Source organism: Luteimonas huabeiensis HB2 (assembly GCF_000559025.1).
Classification (GTDB): Bacteria; Pseudomonadota; Gammaproteobacteria; order Xanthomonadales; family Xanthomonadaceae; genus Luteimonas; species Luteimonas huabeiensis.
Genome location: NZ_JAAN01000024.1, coordinates 1 through 18,001, shown reverse-complemented (window position 1 = coordinate 18,001; position 18,001 = coordinate 1). Strand labels below are relative to the sequence as shown.

The window sequence follows — 18,001 nt, the reverse complement described above, 5'->3', positions numbered from 1 at the left end:
CCGCGATGCGCGCCGGTTCCCGACGAGCGGTCGCGCTTGGCGCGGCGCGGGCCACCGGCGCCCGCGCCGGTGGCGGTGCGTGGGCGCGATGTCCGGCTAAGTGCTTGTTTTTACGCTGGATCGGTTTGGGATGAACGGGGCCGGCGTGGTATGATTCGATGTCTTTTTCCCACGCGTTGCCGGCGGCCGGCGCGCGGGCCGCCCGGCTTCCGGCGCGGCCGTCCGTCCCGCGCCGCGCCGCGCAGCCAGGATGCAAGCCCTCTCGATGGTCGATTCCTCGAACGAAATCATTCCCGTCAACCTCGAAGACGAGATGCGCCGCAGCTATCTCGATTACGCCATGAGCGTGATCGTGGGCCGCGCGCTCCCGGACGTGCGCGACGGCCTCAAGCCGGTCCACCGCCGCGTGCTGTACGCCATGAACGAGCTCGGCGCGCACAGCAACAAGCCCTACTACAAGTCGGCGCGCATCGTCGGCGACGTGATCGGTAAGTACCACCCGCACGGCGATTCCGCGGTGTACGACACCCTGGTGCGCATGGCGCAGCCGTTCTCGCTGCGCTACCTGCTCATCGACGGGCAGGGCAACTTCGGCTCGGTCGACGGCGACTCCGCCGCGGCCATGCGCTACACCGAGGCGCGCATGTCGCGCCTGTCGCACGAGCTGATGGCCGACATCGACAAGGAGACCGTCGATTTCCAGCCCAACTACGACGAGAAGGAACTCGAGCCCTCGGTGCTGCCGGCGCGGGTGCCGAACCTGCTGGTCAACGGCTCGGCCGGCATCGCGGTGGGCATGGCCACCAACATCCCGCCGCACAACCTGTCGGAGGTGATCGACGCCACCATCGCGCTGATCGACGATCCGCAGATCGACATCGACGGGCTGATGGAGCACATCCCCGGCCCGGATTTCCCCACCGCCGGCATCATCAACGGCGTGGGCGGCATCCACCTGGCCTACCGCACCGGCCGCGGCCGCGTGCGCATCCGCGCGCGCGCCGCGATCGAGGTGGCCGACAACGGCCGCGAGGCCATCGCCGTCACCGAGATCCCGTACCAGGTCAACAAGGCGCGGCTGATCGAGAAGATCGCCGAGCTGGTCAAGGAGAAGAAGCTCGAGGGCATCAGCGAGCTGCGCGACGAGTCCGACAAGGACGGCATGCGCATCTACATCGAGGTCAAGCGCGGCGAGTCGGCCGAGGTCGTGCTGAACAACCTCTACCAGCAGACCCAGATGGAGTCGGTGTTCGGCATCAACATGGTGGCGCTGGTCGATGGCCGCCCGCAGCTGCTGAACCTCAAGCAGATCCTCGAGGCCTTCGTGCGCCACCGCCGGGAGGTGGTGACGCGGCGGACGATCTTCGAGCTGCGCAAGGCCCGCGCGCGCGCCCACGTGCTGGAAGGCCTGACGGTCGCGCTCGCCAACATCGACGAGATGATCGAGCTGATCAAGACCTCGGCCAACCCCAACGAGGCGCGCGACCGCATGCTCGCGCGGACCTGGGAGGCCGGCCTGGTCGCCACCCTGCTGGAGGCCGCCGGCGCCGAGGCCTCGCGGCCGGAGGACCTGCCGGCCGGCGTGGGCCTGGTGGAGGGCGGGCGCTACCAGCTCACCGAGACCCAGGCCCAGCAGATCCTGGAGATGCGCCTGCACCGCCTGACCGGGCTGGAGCAGGACAAGCTGACCGACGAGTACCGGCAGCTGCTGGAGGCGATCCGCGGCCTGATCGAGATCCTCGAGGATCCGGACGTGCTGCTGGAGGTGATCCGCACCGAGCTGCGCAACCTCAAGGAGGAGTTCGGCGACGCGCGCCGCAGCGAGATCCGCGCCAGCGAGGAGGATCTCGACATCCTCGACCTGATCGCGCCCGAGGACGTGGTGGTCACCCTGTCGCACGCCGGCTACGCCAAGCGCCAGCCGGTCACCGCCTACCGCGCGCAGAAGCGCGGCGGCCGCGGCCGCAACGCCGCGGCGACCAAGGACGAGGACTTCATCGACCAGCTGTGGCTGGTCAACACCCACGACACCCTGCTGACCTTCACCAGCGCCGGGCGCGTGTTCTGGCTGCCGGTGCACCAGCTGCCCGACGCCGGCCCGCACGCGCGCGGCCGACCGATCGTCAACTGGATCCCGCTGGAAGCCGACGAGAAGGTGCAGGCGGTACTGCCGGTGCGCGAGTACACCGAGGGCCACTACGTGTTCTTCGCCACCCGCAACGGCACGGTCAAGAAGACCCCGCTGACCGAATTCGCCTTCCGCCTGCAGCGCGGCAAGATCGCGATCAACCTCGACGAGGGCGACGCCCTGATCGGCGCGGAGCTGACCGACGGCGCGCGCGACATCCTGCTGTTCGCCTCGAACGGCAAGGCGGTGCGCTTCGACGAGAACACCGTGCGCCCGATGGGCCGCACCGCCACCGGCGTGCGCGGCATCCGCCTGGCCGAGGGCGAATCGGTGGTCAGCCTGATCGTGGCCGAGCTCGCCGGCGAAGCCGCCGACGACGCGGTCGAGGAGGCCAACGGCATCGAAGGCAACGGCCACGACGACGGCGAGGCGGTGCAGATCGAGCACGAGGACGAGCCGGACGCCTACATCCTCACCGCCACCGAGAACGGCTACGGCAAGCGCACCCGCCTGGCCGAGTACCCGCGCAAGGGGCGCGGCACCCAGGGCGTGATCGGCATCCAGACCACCGAGCGCAACGGCCGGCTGGTCGCCGCGGTGCTGCTGAGCCGGCGCGACGAGGTGCTGCTGATTTCCGATGGCGGCACCCTGGTGCGCACCCGCGCCGCCGAGATCTCGGTGGTGAGCCGCAATACCCAGGGCGTGACCCTGATGCGGCTGTCGGAGGGCGAGCGCCTGCAGGCGGTGGAGCGGGTGGATGCCTCCATCGAGGATGCCGCGGCCGAAGGGATCGCCGACGACGCCGGCGATAGCGCGCCCGGCGCGGAACTGCCGGCGGTCTGACCGCCGGCGCACGGCCCGGGCCGTCCGGCGGCCGTCCCAGGGCCCGTTCACGCCTACCGTCACGCGAGCTGTTCGTTCTCCGGCAAGCGGGGGCCATGCCGTCCCTTCACCCGCAAGCGGGTCCATGTCGTCCCTTCTCCCGCGAGCGGGCGCATCTCGTCCCTTGGGAAGGAAAAAACAGGATGGTCCCCGCTTGCGGGGGAAGGAAGAACAGGATGGCCTCCGCTTGCCGGGGAAGGGAAAAGCGGGATGCTCCCCGCGCGCGGCGAAAGAGGGCCTTTCCCGCGCCGAATGTGGATCCGGCCTAGCCTGGCGCGGTGGCGCGGCCGACGCGGCTGCCGGTTTCGCGTCCCAGGCGCGCGGCCAGCCAGCGGCCGGTCTCCGACAGCGCCGCCAGGTCCACGCCGGTCTCGAGTCCCAGCCCGTGCAGCATGTACACCGCGTCCTCGGTGGCGAGGTTGCCGCTGGCGCCGCGCGCGTACGGGCAGCCGCCGGTGCCGGCCACGGCCGCGTCGATCACCCGCGCGCCCAGGTCCAGGCAGGCCAGCACGTTGGCCAGCGCCTGCCCGTAGGTGTCGTGGAAGTGCAGCGCTAGCGCCTGCACCGGCACTTCGGCGGCGACCGCGCGCAGCATCGCCGCGGCTTTCGCCGGCGTGCCGACGCCGATGGTGTCGCCCAGCGACACCTCGTAGCAGCCCATCGCGTGCAGCGCGCGCGCCACCCGCACCACGTCGGCCAGCGGCACCTCGCCCTGGTAGGGGCAGCCGAGCACGGTGGAGACGTAGCCGCGCACGCGCACCCCGTCGGCGCGCGCGCGCGCCATCACCGGCGCGAAGCGCTGCAGCGATTCGTCGATACTCGCGTTGATGTTGCGGCGGTTGAAGGCCTCGGAGGCGGCGGTGAACACCGCGATCTCCTCCACGCCCACCGCGCGGGCGCGCTCGTAGCCGGTCTCGTTGGGCACCAGCACGGGGTAGGCGATGCCGGGGCGGCGCTCGATGCCGGCGAACACCTCGGCGGCGTCGGCCAGCTGCGGTATCCATTTCGGGCTGACGAAGCTGGTCGCCTCGATCGTGCGCAGGCCGGTGCGCGAGAGCCGGTCGATCAGCTCGATCTTCACCGCGGTGGGCACGATCGCGGATTCGTTCTGAAGCCCGTCGCGGGGCGAGACCTCGACGATGCGCACCGCATCCGTCACGGCGCGGGCTCCAGCTCGGCCAGCACCGTCTCGGCCTCGACGAACTCGCCCACCGCCACCGCGACCGCGGCGAGGGTGCCGTCGCGCGGCGCCTTGATCGCGATCTCCATCTTCATCGCCTCCATCACCAGCAGGTCCTGGCCGGCGGCCACGGCGTCGCCGGCCGCGGCGCGGACCACCACGATGCGGCCGGGCATCGGCGCGCGCAGGCGGTCGCCGGCACCCGCGTCCGCGCCGTCACCGCGCGCTTCGTGCAGCACGCGGGCCACCTCCAGGCGGCGTTCGCCGTCGTGGACCAGGCGCACGTCGCGGTCGCCGCCGATGCGGAAGCGACGCGCGGTACCGTCGAGCCGCAGCGACAACCAGGGACCGTCGCGGTGCGCGCCCTCGGCGAGGACCGGCGCGGCATCGTCGAGCGCGATGCGCCAGGCGCCGCGCCGGCCCTCGGCATGCGCGTCGAAGGCGCCCTGCGCGTCGCGCAGGCGCAGGCGCACGCGGCCGGTGCCGGCGCCGTGCCAGCCGTCGCCGGCCGCCCAGGGCGAGCCGGGATCGCCGGCGTCGGCGCGCGCGGCGTCGTCCTCCAGCGCCAGCAGTTCGTCCACCGCGGCGGCGATGCGCAGCATCGCGTCGGCCTGCGCATCGGCCGGGCGGCGCAGCGCATCCGGTTGGCGATCGAGGTAGCCGGTGTCGATGCGGCCCTCGACCACCGCCGCATCGCGCACCAGACGCTCCAGGAACGCCACGTTGGACTTCGGGCCGCCGATCTCGCAGGCCGCCAGCGCCTCGCGCAGCCGCGCCAGCGCGCGCGGGCGGTCGGCATCGTGGACGATCAGCTTGGCGATCATCGGGTCGTAGAAGATCGTCACCGTGTCGCCCTCGACCACGCCCGCGTCCACCCGAACGTGGGCGTCGGGCGCGGGCAGGCGCAGCCGGGCCAGCCGGCCGGAGCCGGGCAGGAAGCCGGCGTCGGGGTCCTCGGCGTACAGCCGCACCTCGATCGCATGGCCGCGCGCGGCGATGGCCTCCTGCGGCAACGGCAGCGGCTCGCCGGCCGCGACCCGCAGCTGCCACTCCACCAGGTCCAGCCCGGTGACGAGCTCGGTGACCGGGTGCTCCACCTGCAGGCGGGTGTTGATCTCCATGAAGTAGAACGCACCGTCAGGCGCGACGATGAACTCCACCGTGCCGGCGTTGGCGTAGTCGATCGCGCGCGCCGCGGCGACCGCCGCCTCGCCCATGCGCGCGCGCAGCGCCGGGGTGAGGAAGGGCGAGGGCGCTTCCTCCAGCACCTTCTGGTAGCGGCGCTGCGCCGAGCACTCGCGCTCGCCCAGGTGAATGGTGCCGCCGTGGCGGTCGCCGAAGACCTGGATCTCGATATGGCGCGGGCGCTCGATGTAGCGCTCCAGCAGCACGCGGTCGCGGCCGAAGGCGTTGGCGGCCTCGCGCCGGCAGCTCTCCAGCGCGGCGGCGAACTCGCCGGCCTCGCGCACGATGCGCATGCCCTTGCCGCCGCCGCCGTGCGCGGCCTTGATCATCAGCGGATAGCCGACGCGCGCGGCCTCGCGCGCCAGCGTTTCCGGCGCCTGGTCCTCGCCGGTGTAGCCCGGCACCACCGGCACCCCGGCCGCGGCCATCAGGTCCTTGGCGCCGGCCTTGCTGCCCATCTTGCGCATCGACGCCGCCGACGGGCCGATGAAGCGGATTCCCGCGGCCTCCACGGCCTCGGCGAAGTCGGCGTTCTCGCTGAGGAAGCCGTAGCCCGGGTGCACCGCCTGCGCGCCGCGCTCGCGCGCGACCTCCAGGATCGCCTCGCCGCGCAGGTAGCTGTCCTGCGGGCGCGGCCCGCCGATCGGCCAGGCTTCGTCGGCCAGGCGCACGTGCCGGGCGCCGGCGTCGGCCTCGGAGTACACCGCGATGGTGCGGATGCCGAGCCTGCGGCAGGTGCGGATCACGCGGCAGGCGATCTCGCCGCGGTTGGCGATCAGGACGCTGGAAAACATTCGGTCAACCTTTCCCTTCGGGGCCGGCCGCCCAGGCGGGCGCGCGCTTGTCGAGGAAGGCCGACAGTCCCTCCTGGCCTTCGGCGGAGACGCGCAGCGCGGCGATGAGCGCGGCGTTGTCGTGGTCGCGGCGGTCGCGGTCGGGTTGCGCCAGCACGTCGCGCACCAGGCGCTTGGCGTCGGCGGCCGCGAACGGACCGGCCTTGAGCAGCAACGCGATCTGGCGCTCGACCGCGGCATCCAGCGCCTCGGCGGGCACGACCTCGTGCAGCAGGCCCATGGCCAGCGCGCGGCCGGCGTCGAACACCTCGGCCGTGGCGAACCAGCGGCGCGCCTGGCGCGGCCCGATCGCGGCGATGACGTAGGGCGAGATCACCGCCGGCAGCAGCCCGAGCCGGCTCTCGGTGAGCCCGAACTTCGCCTCCGGCACGCCGATGGCGATGTCGCAGCAGGCGACCAGCCCGACGCCGCCGCCGAACGCCGCGCCGTGCACGCGGGCGAGGGTGGGCTTCGGCAGTTCGTCCAGGGTGCGCATCAGGCGGGCGAGGGCGAGCGCGTCGTCGCGGTTCTCGGCCTCGCTCGCGCCGGCCATCGCGCGCATCCAGTTGAGATCGGCGCCGGCCGAGAACGAGGCCCCGGCGCCTTCGATCACCACCGCGCGGATCGCGGGATCGGCGGCGGCGCCTTCCAGCGCCGCGGTCAGTTCCGCGATCAGCGCGGCGTCGAAGGCGTTGTGCAACTGCGGGCGGGCCAGGCGCAGGCGCAGCGCGGCGCCGTCGCGGAGGATCTGCAGGGAGGCGGTCATGCGCGCGGGACGCTCCGGCAGGAAGGCCCGCCATGATAGCGCCTCGCCCCTCCGCGCCCCTCCGCGCCCCGCGGCCCACCGCCATGCCCGCGGCGGGCCTACAATGAGAACCATTCCCGTTGCCGCCGGGCAACCGCCACCGATCCTGGAGTTCCCATGTCCGTTCGCCGCCGACTGCCCACCCTGGGCGCCGTCGCCTCGCTGTTGCTGCTCAGCGCCTGCGCCCGCCAGCCGGAGGCGCCCGCGGCGCAGGCCGCGGATGCGGCAAAGCCCGCCGACGCCGCAGCGCCGCCCGCCTACCGCGCCCAGCTCGACGCCTACCGGGCCTGGGTCCTGGCCCAGATCGAGCAACTGGAGCGCGACACCGTCGCCTTCGTGGAGGCGGTCAACAGCGGCGAGCTGGACGCCGCCGCGCGCCTATACGCGCCTTCGCGCCAGGCCTGGGAGCGGATCGAGCCGGTCGCCGGCCTGTACCCGGCGCTGGACCGCGGCATCGACGCCCGCGCCGACGACTTCAAGCAGGCCGAGGCCTCGCCCGAATTCGGCGGCTGGCACCGGCTGGAATACGCGATCTTCGTCCAGCGCGACGTCGACGGCCTCGGGCCGGTGGCCGCGCGGCTGGTCGCCGACACCCGCCAGCTGCGCGAGGAGGTCGCCGCGCTGCGCTTCGACGCCGAGACGGTGGTGGCCGGGGCCGCGGAGCTGATCGAGGAAGTGGCGGCCACCAAGGTCGGCGGCGAGGAGAACCGCTACGCCGGCACCGACCTGTGGGACATCCACGCCAACCTCGAGGGCGCGCGGCGGATCGTGGATCTGTTCCGCGAGTCGCTGGCCGCCGCCGATCCGGCGCTGCTGGCGCAGGTCGATGCGGACTTCGCGCATTTCGACGCGCTGCTGGGCCGCTATCGCGAAGGCGAGGGCTGGGCCCGCTACGACCGGGTCGGCGCCGCCGATCGCAACGAGCTGAAGGGCGCGAGCGCGGCGCTGGCCGAGTCGCTGTCGCGCCTGCGCGGCGCGCTGCGCCTGGGCTAGGAGCGCGCGCATGGCCGGCGACGAAGACGGCGAGGGCGGCCGCGGCGGCTGCCCGATCTCCCGCCGGCAATTGTTGCGCGGCGGGGTCGCGCTGGGGGCGGCCGCCACGCTCGCCGGCCTGGGCGGTTGCGCGCGCGGCGACGGCGATTCCGCGACCCGCACCGCCGCCGACGACGGCACCCGGCAGCGGCAGCCGTTCCACGGGCCGCACCAGGCCGGGATCGTCACCCCCACCCAGGCCGCCGCGCTCGTCGCCGCATTCGACGTGCTCGGCCGCGACCGCGAGCGCCTGCGCGAGCTGCTGCGGCGCCTGACCGGACGCATCGCCTTCCTGACCCAGGGCGGCCCGGTGCCCGCGCTCGACCCGCGCCTGCCGCCGGCCGATTCCGGCCTGCTCGGCCCGCAGGTGTTCCCGGACAACCTCACCGTCACCGTCGGCGTCGGCGCCTCGCTGTTCGACGACCGCTTCGGCCTGGCCGCGCTGAAGCCGCGGCACCTGGTGGAGATGCCGGCGTTCCCCAACGATGCGCTCGACGCCGCGCGCTGCGACGGCGATCTGCTGCTGCAGATCTGCAGCAACACCGCCGAGACCAACCTGCACGCGCTGCGCGACATCGTCAGACACCTGTCGGGCTTCGTCGGGCTGCGCTGGACGCAGGGCGGCTTCCTGCCGCCGCACACCGTGCAGAAGCTCGGCCGCGACTCGATCATCAACCTGATGGGCTTCAAGGACGGCACCGCCAACCCGGACGCCGCCGACGCCGGCCTGATGGCGCGCCTGGTGTGGGTGCAGCCGGGGCAGGGCGAACCGGCCTGGGCGACCGGCGGCAGCTACCAGGTGGTGCGGATCATCCGCAACTTCGTCGAATTCTGGGACCGCACCCCGCTGCGCGAGCAGGAACGCATCATCGGCCGGCACAAGGACAGCGGCGCGCCGCTGGGCATGCGGCGCGAACACGACGCGCCCGACTACGCCGCCGATCCCGACGGCGCGATCACGCCGCTCGACGCGCACATCCGGCTGGCCAACCCGCGCACGCCGGGTACCCGGCGGATCCTGCGCCGTGCCTTCAACTACGCCAATGGCGCCACCCGTTCCGGCCAGCTCGACATGGGCCTGCTGTTCGTGTGCTACCAGTCGGACCTGGCGCAGGGCTTCGTCGCCGCGCAGACGCGGCTCAACGGCGAGCCGCTGGAGGAATACGTCAAGCCGGTCGGCGGCGGCTACTGGTTCGCGCTGCCCGGCGTGCCCGAGGCCGACGGGTACCTCGGCCAGGGCCTGTTCGCGGGCTGAGCGCGATCCCCCGGCCGCACCGATCCGGGCTGCATCGGTGCCGCGGGCCGGGCCGCCCGCGGCCAGGGCCCGAGCGTCGCCAGCACGTCGTGGCCACCGGATCGCCCGGGGCCGGGCGGTCGAGCCCCGCGCGCCGCGGACGCGCCCGGATCGAAGGTCGGGCGCGGGCGGAGGGCGGCAGGGACGGGCATCGGACGGTCCGCCGGCGCGGGAGTCCCGGAGCGGGCTTCAGTGCCGCAGCCCGGGCCGCTTCGGCGGGCGCCGGGTGTCGTGGGTCGGGGTGACCTCGACGGTCAGGCTGAAGGTGCGCACGTCGCCGCCGAACAGCGCGCCCACGCCCACCACCTGGCGATTGATCTCCTTGCCGTCCTCGTCGCGGATCACCAGCACCACCGCGTACTCCCAGGCGCCGCCCTCGGCCGGGTGGCGGATGGTGCCCTCCACCTGCAGCGCGTTGCTGCTCGCGCCCGCCACGCTGGCGGGCGCGTCGAAGCGCAGGTAGTGCCGGCACGACGGACAGATCGTCGCGCTCTGCAGGATCGTGGTCTTGCAGTGCGGACAGGTGCGGGTCGCGCCCGCCGCGCCGGGCCGGGAAGGGCTCACGAGGCGAGTTCGGCGTCCGCCTTGGCCGCGGCGCGAGCCGGCTTCTCCGCGGCCGCGGGCGCGCTCTCCCAGCCGCACTCGACGTGCCCGCGGATCTTGGACCCGGAGGCGACGGTCAGGGTGCCGGCCTTGAGGTCGCCGCTGAGCACCGCGCTGTCCAGCAGCTCGACGCGCTGCGCGGACTCGATGTTGCCTTCCAGATCGCCGGCCACGATCACCTTGTCGGCGCGCACCCCGCCGTTGAGCTTGGCGCCGCGCTCGATGGTCAGGTCGCCCTGCACGTTGACGTCGCCCTTGAACCTGCCGGCGATGCGCACGTGGCCGGTGCCCTCGATCTTGCCCTCGATGGTCAGGTTCGAGGCGATCAGCGATTCCTGGACCTGGGGCGCGGCGGGCGCGCGCTGGGCCTGCACGGGCGGTGCGCTCTGGGTCGGGCGGAAGTCGGCGGCGGCGGGCGGGGCCGGCGGCGGGTTGTCGCGCACGGACGGGGCGGGATCCTGGGCGAAGGAGGGCGTGTCTTTCTTCGTGGAACCGGGCGGGGTGAAGATGGCCATCGTAAGACTCCTCGGCAGAGCGTTTGAGCGGAACGAGAAAGCGCGAAAGGGCGCCACGGCAGGAGATCTGCCGGCCGAGACTAGCATGCGGATGGGTCCGGCCCGTTGTGACCGGCCTCACCGAATCTCCCTTGCGCTCAATGCCTTACGCGGGGCTGTTGAGCCGCAGGCTGCGCTGCGTGCACGCCGCCTGCACGGCGGCCGCAGGCGCGCGGCTCACATCCGGAAGACGCCGAACCTCGCCGGCTCGATCGGCGCGTTGAGCGAGGCCGACAGGCCCAGGGCGAGCACGCGGCGGGTGTCGGCCGGATCGACGATGCCGTCGTCCCACAGCCGCGCGGTGGCGTACCACGGGCTGCCCTGGACCTCGTACTGCTCGCGGATCGGCGCCTTGAACGCTTCCTCGTCCTCCGCGCTCCAGGTGCCGCCCTTGGCCTCGATGCCGTCGCGCTTCACCGTCGCCAGCACGCTGGCGGCCTGCTCGCCGCCCATCACGCTGATCCGCGCGTTGGGCCACATCCACAGGAAGCGCGCGCCGTAGGCGCGGCCGCACATGGCGTAGTTGCCGGCGCCGAAGCTGCCGCCGATGACCACGGTGAACTTCGGCACGCTGGAGCAGGCCACCGCGGTGACCATCTTCGCCCCGTCCTTGGCGATGCCGGCGTTCTCGTACTTGCGACCGACCATGAAGCCGGTGATGTTCTGCAGGAACAGCAGCGGGATGCCGCGCTGATTGCACAGCTCGATGAAGTGCGCGCCCTTGAGCGCGCTCTCGGAGAACAGGATGCCGTTGTTGGCGATCACGCCAACCGGGTAGCCGTGCAGGTGCGCGAAGCCGGTGACCAGGGTCTTGCCGTAGCGCGCCTTGAACTCCTGCAGCTCGCTGCCGTCGACGATGCGCGCGATCACCTCGCGCACGTCGAACGGGCGGCGGGTGTCCTTCGGCACGATGCCGTACAGCTCCTCGGCCGGGTACAGCGGCTCGCGCGGTGCGCGCACGGCCAGTTCCACCCGCTTGCGGCGGTTGAAGCCGGCCACGATGTCGCGCGCGATCTGCAGCGCGTGGCGGTCGTCCTCGGCGAAGTGGTCGGCCACGCCGGACACGCTGGTGTGCACGTCGGCGCCGCCCAGCGATTCGGCATCCACCACCTCGCCGGTGGCCGCCTTCACCAGCGGCGGCCCGCCCAGGAAGATCGTGCCCTGTTCCTTGACGATCACCGACTCGTCGCACATCGCCGGCACGTAGGCGCCGCCGGCGGTGCACGAGCCCATCACCACCGCCACCTGCGGCACGTTCTCCGCGCTCAGCCGCGCCTGGTTGTAGAAGATGCGGCCGAAGTGCTCCTTGTCCGGGAACACCTCGTCCTGCAGCGGCAGGAACGCGCCGCCGGAATCGACCAGGTACACGCAGGGCAGGCGGTTCTCGCGGGCGATCTCCTGCGCGCGCAGGTGCTTCTTGATCGTCATCGGGAAGTAGGTGCCGCCCTTGACGGTGGCGTCGTTGGCCACGATCACCACCTCCAGCCCGGCGACCCGGCCGATGCCGCAGATCAGCCCGGCCGCCGGCGCGGCGTCGTCGTACATGCCTTCGGCGGCCAGCGGCGCGATTTCCAGGAACGGCGAACCGGGGTCGAGCAGGGCCAGCACGCGCTCGCGCGGCGGCAGCTTGCCGCGCGCGGCGTGGCGCTGCTGCGCGGCCTCGCCGCCGCCGGCGCGCGCGCGCGCCAGGCGCCGCGCCAGCTCGTCGGCGAGCGCGCGGTGATAGGCGGCGTTGTCCTGGAAGTCGGGCGAGCGGGTGTCGAGGCGGGTCTCGATGACGGGCATGGGCGGGCAGGGCGCTGAAAGGCGACAGGATACCCGGGCGGCTGCGGGCGCGTGGGCGACGCGCGTTCCGGGGACCGCACCGCGCACCGCTCGCCGCGATCCCGGGGCCTCGCCGGCGTGCCAGCGGCCCGCCGGATCGGCGCGGCGAAAAACAAGAAGGCCCGCGGCGGGCGCGGGCCTTCGGTGGGAGCGCGACGCGAACGATCAGTGGTCGTCGGTGCGCGCATCCTGGGCGGTGTCGTCGGCACGCTCGGCGGCACGGTCGAGCGCGTCCGCGGTGTTGCGCGCGGCCTTCGCCGCGGCCGCGGAAGTCTCGGCGGCGGCTTCGCGGGCCGCGGCCTCGCTGCGCTCCGCGGCGCGGCGCGCGGCCTCGCGGGCCTCCTCGGTCGCCTCGGCGGTGCGCGCGGCGGCGGCATCGGCCCCGGCCGAGATCGCCTGCCCGGTCTCGCGCAGCGCATCGCGCGCGGAGTCGCCGGCGCGTTCGGCGGCGGCCTCGGCCTCGGCGGCATCCTGGCGGGCGGCGGCATCGTCGGTGCGATTGCACGCCGACAGGGCCAGGGTGCAGGCGACGGCGAGCATGAGCAGTTTCTGGTTCATCGGTTTCTCCAGGTGCCCGCGAACGGGCGTGGTCAAGACCGGCGCAGTTTGGCAGGCGGCGGTGAAGGAGGCGTCGAAGGGCGCGTCCCGCACCCGCGGGCCGGCCGGGCGCCGGGCGTCTTGCGGGAGGCAGCCCGTCCGTCGCGGCTCCGGCGCACCGCTCGCGCGCGCGGACCATTCGCCAGTCGAATACCGCAGCGAGTATCCCGCTCCCGGAGCGGACAAAAAGAAACCGCCGCAAAAGCGGCGGTTTCCATCGCAACATCGGCGCGGGCGCAACGCCCGCGACGCGATGGCCGTTACGGCTGCTCGTCGGCGGCCTGCTCGGCGTTGTCGGCGGCGTCTTCCGCGACGTCGGCCGCGGCCTCGGCGGCGTCGGCAGCGGCGTCGGCGGCCTCGTCGGTCGCAGCGGCGGTCGCGTCGCTCGCGGCGGCGGCAGCGGTCTCCGCGGCCACGGCGGCGGTGTCGGCGGCCTCCTGGGCGGCGGAGTCGAGCGGCGCAGCAGCGGCGTCGGCCTGGGCCTGCGCCTCGGCGGCGGCGTCGGCGGCGTCGGCAGCGGCGTCCTGGGCGGACTCCTGGTTCGAGCACGCGGCCAGGGCGAAGCCCATGGCCAGAGCGAGCAGAGCCTTGTTGATGGACATCGGTGTATTTCCTCGTCGTAGTTGAACAAACGCGCCAGAAGTGCGCGCCGGGCTACATCATGACAAGCCCAAGAAGACTGTCAAGCGGGCGCTTGATTTTTTTCGTAAAGAGCTCGTTAACCCCTTTTAGGCGAGTTCCACCGCGATCGCCGTCGCCTCGCCGCCGCCGATACACAGGGAAGCGATTCCACGCCGGAGGTTGCGCGCTTTCAAGGCGTGCAGCAGGGTCACCACCAGGCGCGCGCCGGAGGCGCCGATCGGGTGGCCCAGGGCGCACGCGCCGCCGTTGACGTTCAGCTTTTGGTGGGGGATTCCAAGATCCTTCATCGGCGCCATGGCCACGCAGGCGAAGGCCTCGTTGACCTCGAACAGGTCGACGTCCTCCACCGACCAGCCCGCGCGCTGCAACACGGTGCGGATCGCGGCGACCGGCGCGGTAGTGAACCACTCCGGCGCCTGCGCATGCCCGGCGTGGGCGACGATGCGCGCCAGCGGCGCCAGGCCGCGGCGCGCCGCCTCGTCGGCGCTCATCAGCACGGTGGCGGCGGCGCCGTCGGAGATCTTCGAGGACGAGGCGGCGGTCAGCCGGCCCTCCTTGCCGAACGCGGCGCGCAGGGTGGGGATGCGCGCGAGGTCGATCTTGCCGGGCTCCTCGTCGGTATCGACCACGGTCTCGCCCTTGCGGCCCTTGACCGTCACCGGCACCACCTCGTCGCGGAACGCGCCGCCCGCCACCGCCTCCTGGGCGCGGCGCGCGCTCTCGGCCGAGAACGCGTCCAGGTCCTCGCGGCTGAAGCCGTACGCCTCGCAGGTACGGTCGCCGAACACGCCCATGGCCAGGCCGTCGTAGGGGTTGGTCAGGCCGTCCCAGGCCATGTGGTCGAGGAACTCGGCGCTGCCGTAGCGCACGCCGGTGCGCGAGCCGTTGAGCAGGTGCGGCGCGTTGGTCATCGATTCCATGCCGCCGGCCACCACCACCGACGACGAACCGGCGCGGATCAGGTCGTGGCCGAACATGATCGACTTCATGCCCGAGCCGCAGACCTTGTTGACGGTCGTGCAGCCGGCCGCGTCGGGGATGCCTGCCGCGCGCGAGGCCTGCCGCGCCGGCGCCTGGCCGAGGCCGGCCGGCAGCACGCAGCCCAGGATCACCTCATCGACCTGGTCGGCGCCCAGCCCCGCGTGTGCCAGCGCGCCCTGGATGGCGGCCGCGCCCAGCGTCGGCGTGGGCACCCCGGTGAACTGGCCGAGGAAGGAACCGATGGCGGTGCGCTTGGCGCCGACGATGACGACATCTTGCATGGCGGACTCCGGAGTCTGGCCCGGGCGGGCAGCGGGAACGCCGATTATCCCGCCGCGCCGGGGGGCGCGGCAAACGCCCGGGCCGAGCGCGCGAGAATGCGCACGAGGCTGGCGCGCGCGCGCGCCAGCCGGTATAGAGTGCCGGACGCGCGGTGGGCGCGAGGGGTTCTAGGGAGAAGGAACGTCATGACGAAGACGATGCGCGGCGCCGGCTGGCGCCATCTGCGCCGGTCGCTGCTGGCCGGGTCCGTGAGTGCGGTGCTGGCGGCCTGCGGCGGGGGCGGCGGCGGCAACCGCGCCGAACCGCCGCCGCCGTCTCCCCCGCCGCCGCCGTCCCCGCCGCCGACCGTCGTCGAGCCGCCGAACCCCGCCTACAGCCGCCACCTGGAGCTGACCAACGCCTACCCGGCGCTGGACGCCGGGCTGACCGGCAAGGGCGTGGTGGTGGGGGTGGTCGACAGCGGCGTCAACCGCAAGCACCCCGCGTTGAGCGGGCGGGTGAGCGCGAACCTGATCTACATCGGCAGCCAGGGCAACGACCTCAGCGTCGACGACAAGGTCGGCCACGGCACCGCGGTCGCGCAGACGATCGCCGGCACCCCGTTCGGGCAGTGGCCGGGCGGCCTCGCCCAGGGGGCGACCCTCGTCTCGGCGCGCATCATCAACGACGAGCCGCCGGACGACGACGGCAGCGGCGACGGCAACGCCGTCGGCGGCGCGCTGGGCCTGGCCCCGGTCCACCAGGATCTGATCCAGCGCGGCGTGCGGGTGATGAACAATTCCTGGGGCGGCCTGTACTGGGACGACGCCAACGCCACCGCGCCGATCGCCGCCGAGTACCGGCCCTTCATCGTCGACCACGGCGGTCTGGTCGTCTTCGCCGCGGGCAACCGCGAGCCCGGCGACGCGCTGGCGCTGACCGACATGGCCGGTCTGCCCAGCCAGCAGGGTCCCGGCGGCAGCACGCCGGCGGCGGACCTGGAGCGCGGCTGGCTGGCGGTGGTGGCGGTGGATACCGATGCGCCCACCCAGCTCGCCGAGTACTCGCGCACCTGCGCCTACGCCATGAGCTACTGCCTCGCCGCGCCCGGCGACGTGGTGGTGACCGGTACCGACGACGCGCCGGACGCGCCCGAGTACTGGCAGTGGAGCGGCACCTCGTTCGCCGCGCCGCAGGTCTCCGGCGCCGCCGCGCTGGTGTGGGAAGCGTTCCCGTACTTCGACAACGACCTCGTCCGCCAGACCCTGCTCGGCACCGCCACCGACATCGGCGCCCCCGGCGTGGACGAGGTGTTCGGCTACGGCCTGCTCGACGTGGGTCGCGCCATCCAGGGTCCGGCCCGCTTCGACTGGGGCCGGGTGACGGTGGACTTCGACGGCCTGGAATCGGAGTGGTCCAACGACATCGCCGGCGCCGGCGGGCTGACCAAGCGCGGCGACGGCCGGCTGGTGCTCTCCGGCGACAACAGCTACTCCGGGCAGACGCGGGTGGAGCAGGGCAGCCTGCACCTGACCGGCACGCTGCGCAATTCCGACGTCGCCATCGCCGCCGGCGGCACGCTGGGCGGCGGCGGCCGGGTCGGCGGCGACGTGTCCAACCAGGGCACGCTCGCGCTCGACGCCGGCGAGGGCTTCACCATCGGCGGCGACTACGTGCAGGGCGCGAGCGGCCGGCTGTCGGTCACCATCGGCCACGGCCTGCTGCACGTACAGGGCGACGCCAGCCTCGACGGCACCCTGCACGTGGCCGGCGTGCGGCCGGGCTACGTGCGCCGCGGGCGCGAGGACATCCTGAGCGTGGACGGCACCCGCAGCGGCCGCTTCAGCCAGCTCACCTACGACGAAAACCGGATCTTCTTCGACGGTTCGATCCGCTACGGCACGCAGACCGCCTGGCTCGACATCGTCCGCCTCGACGTGCGCTCCACCGCGGCGGCGCTGGGCGTTGCGACCCCGGCTTCGCTGGCGGCGGCCGAGCGCGTCGAAGGCGCGTTCCGGCGGATCGACGATCAGCTCGACCAGGGCCGGGGCCCGGTGGCCGAGGGCTTCATCCGCACCGCCGGCGAGTTCCAGCGGATTCCGGATGCCGAGGCCGCGCGGACCGCATTGTCGAGCCTCTCCGGCGAACTGCACGCGGTGGCGTCCAGCATCGCCTTCGACACCGTCGACATCGGCCGCCGCGCGCTTTCTTCGCAGCTGGCCGAGTCCCTGGACCGGCCGCAGGCCACGCGCAGCTGGCAGCGGCGCCTGGGCGCGGGCGGGGAGGGCGGTTTCGCCACCGGGCAGTCCGCGCTCGACGGCTGGATGATCGGCCAGGACGTCCGCCTCGCCGACGGCACGCTCGCCGGCTTCGCCTTCGGCGAGGTCCACGCCGACAGCCGTCGCGAGGGCAGCGGCGATCGCGGCCGCGACCGCCAGCTGCAGGCGCAGCTGTATGCCGGCAAGGCGCTGGGCGATGCGCACCTGAGCGCGCAGCTCGGCGTGGGCCGCTTCGAGCGCGACCTGCGGCGCGACCTGTTCACCGGCGCGCGCTGGTCCGGCGTGCACAGCGCCTACTCGGGCGACGTGTTCAACGCCGCGGTCGAGGGCGGCTATCGCCTCGGCATCGGCGCCGATGCGCACCTCATGCCCTACCTGGGCGCGGAGTACACGCGGCTGGACAGCGACGGTTTCCAGGAGCTGGGCGCCGAGGGCTTCGGCCTGCGCGCCGACGCCTGGACCTCGAGCCGCAGCCAGGCCATCGCCGGCCTGCGCGGCGGCTGGGAACTCGGCGCGTTGTGGACGCTGCGCGGCTACGCCGAGTGGCAGCAGACGCTGTCGGCCGACGGGCTGGACCTCGACGCGTCCTTCGTCGGCGCCGAGGCCTGGTCCTCGCTCGGCGGCCTGCAGCCGGGCCGCTCCGGCGGGCTGTTCGGCCTCGGCATCGACGCCTGGGCCGGCCGAGACGCCACCGTGAGCTTCGGCTACGACCAGCGCTTCGGCCCGCGCGGGGAAGACCGCATGCTCTCGCTGCGCTACGTCCGCGGCTTCCGCTGACGAGCGGGGAGCATTCTGTTTTTCCCTTCCCCCGCAAGCGGGGGCGCATCTTGTTTTTCCTTCCCCCGCAAGCGGGGGCCATGCTCTCTTTCCCTTCCCCCGCAAGCGGGGGAAGGTGCCGAAGGCGGATGGGGGCACGCCGCA

13 protein-coding genes are annotated in these 18,001 nt (G+C 73.3%); 4 read left to right on the top strand and 9 right to left on the bottom strand.

What is annotated here, in order from left to right; genetic code table 11:
- Positions 1 to 265 precede the first annotated feature (265 nt).
- Positions 266 to 2,971, top strand: a complete 2,706-nt coding sequence (gene gyrA, locus Z164_RS0109740; RefSeq protein WP_024890512.1) for a DNA gyrase subunit A — start codon at positions 266 to 268, stop codon at positions 2,969 to 2,971.
- Positions 2,972 to 3,275: 304 nt separating this feature from the next.
- Here gyrA and Z164_RS0109735 read toward each other — a convergent pair whose 3' ends face one another.
- The 3 genes from Z164_RS0109735 to Z164_RS0109725 are packed head-to-tail and all read right to left on the bottom strand — an operon-like array spanning position 3,276 to position 6,974.
- Positions 3,276 to 4,169: a hydroxymethylglutaryl-CoA lyase gene (locus Z164_RS0109735; protein ID WP_024890511.1), complete on the bottom strand. Its 894-nt coding sequence runs from the start codon at positions 4,167 to 4,169 to the stop codon at positions 3,276 to 3,278.
- The gene (locus Z164_RS0109730) at positions 4,166 to 6,169 is read right to left on the bottom strand and encodes an acetyl/propionyl/methylcrotonyl-CoA carboxylase subunit alpha (protein ID WP_024890510.1); all 2,004 of its coding nucleotides are present in this window, start codon (positions 6,167 to 6,169) and stop codon (positions 4,166 to 4,168) included. Before Z164_RS0109730 ends, Z164_RS0109735 begins: the two co-directional genes overlap by 4 nt.
- A gap of 4 nt (positions 6,170 to 6,173) precedes the next feature.
- On the bottom strand, positions 6,174 to 6,974 hold the full coding sequence (locus tag Z164_RS0109725) for an enoyl-CoA hydratase-related protein (RefSeq protein WP_024890509.1): 801 nt from the start codon (positions 6,972 to 6,974) through the stop codon (positions 6,174 to 6,176).
- A gap of 156 nt (positions 6,975 to 7,130) precedes the next feature.
- On the opposite strand from Z164_RS0109725, the gene efeO reads away from it, so the two are divergent.
- Positions 7,131 to 8,006 carry an iron uptake system protein EfeO gene (efeO, locus tag Z164_RS0109720; RefSeq protein WP_024890508.1) on the top strand — a complete coding sequence of 292 codons (876 nt, stop codon included), beginning with the start codon at positions 7,131 to 7,133 and terminating at the stop codon, positions 8,004 to 8,006.
- Between the two features lie 10 nt (positions 8,007 to 8,016).
- Entirely contained in the window at positions 8,017 to 9,300 is a 1,284-nt protein-coding gene (gene efeB / locus Z164_RS0109715; RefSeq protein ID WP_024890507.1) for an iron uptake transporter deferrochelatase/peroxidase subunit, read from the top strand.
- Between the two features lie 228 nt (positions 9,301 to 9,528).
- Here efeB and Z164_RS0109710 read toward each other — a convergent pair whose 3' ends face one another.
- From Z164_RS0109710 to Z164_RS0109685, 6 genes are all read right to left on the bottom strand, one after another.
- Positions 9,529 to 9,903 (bottom strand): hypothetical protein, encoded by a 375-nt coding sequence (locus tag Z164_RS0109710; RefSeq protein WP_024890506.1) that lies wholly within the window; start codon positions 9,901 to 9,903, stop codon positions 9,529 to 9,531.
- A complete protein-coding gene (locus Z164_RS23620) occupies positions 9,900 to 10,457 on the bottom strand; it encodes a polymer-forming cytoskeletal protein (protein ID WP_024890505.1) in 558 nt (185 codons plus the stop codon). The genes Z164_RS0109710 and Z164_RS23620 overlap by 4 nt, the downstream gene beginning before the upstream one ends.
- Before the next feature lie 216 nt (positions 10,458 to 10,673).
- A complete protein-coding gene (locus tag Z164_RS0109700; RefSeq protein ID WP_024890504.1) occupies positions 10,674 to 12,281 on the bottom strand; it encodes a carboxyl transferase domain-containing protein in 1,608 nt (535 codons plus the stop codon).
- 204 nt (positions 12,282 to 12,485) lie between these two features.
- On the bottom strand, positions 12,486 to 12,878 hold the full coding sequence (locus tag Z164_RS0109695; protein ID WP_024890503.1) for a hypothetical protein: 393 nt from the start codon (positions 12,876 to 12,878) through the stop codon (positions 12,486 to 12,488).
- 299 nt (positions 12,879 to 13,177) lie between these two features.
- The gene (locus Z164_RS0109690; protein ID WP_024890502.1) at positions 13,178 to 13,519 is read right to left on the bottom strand and encodes a hypothetical protein; all 342 of its coding nucleotides are present in this window, start codon (positions 13,517 to 13,519) and stop codon (positions 13,178 to 13,180) included.
- 126 nt (positions 13,520 to 13,645) lie between these two features.
- Positions 13,646 to 14,821, bottom strand: coding sequence for a thiolase family protein (locus tag Z164_RS0109685; RefSeq protein ID WP_024890501.1), 1,176 nt, complete (start codon positions 14,819 to 14,821; stop codon positions 13,646 to 13,648).
- 186 nt (positions 14,822 to 15,007) lie between these two features.
- Here Z164_RS0109685 and Z164_RS0109680 point away from each other — a divergent pair, with 186 nt between their 5' ends.
- Positions 15,008 to 17,857: a S8 family serine peptidase gene (locus Z164_RS0109680; RefSeq protein WP_236621786.1), complete on the top strand. Its 2,850-nt coding sequence runs from the start codon at positions 15,008 to 15,010 to the stop codon at positions 17,855 to 17,857.
- Positions 17,858 to 18,001 lie beyond the last annotated feature (144 nt).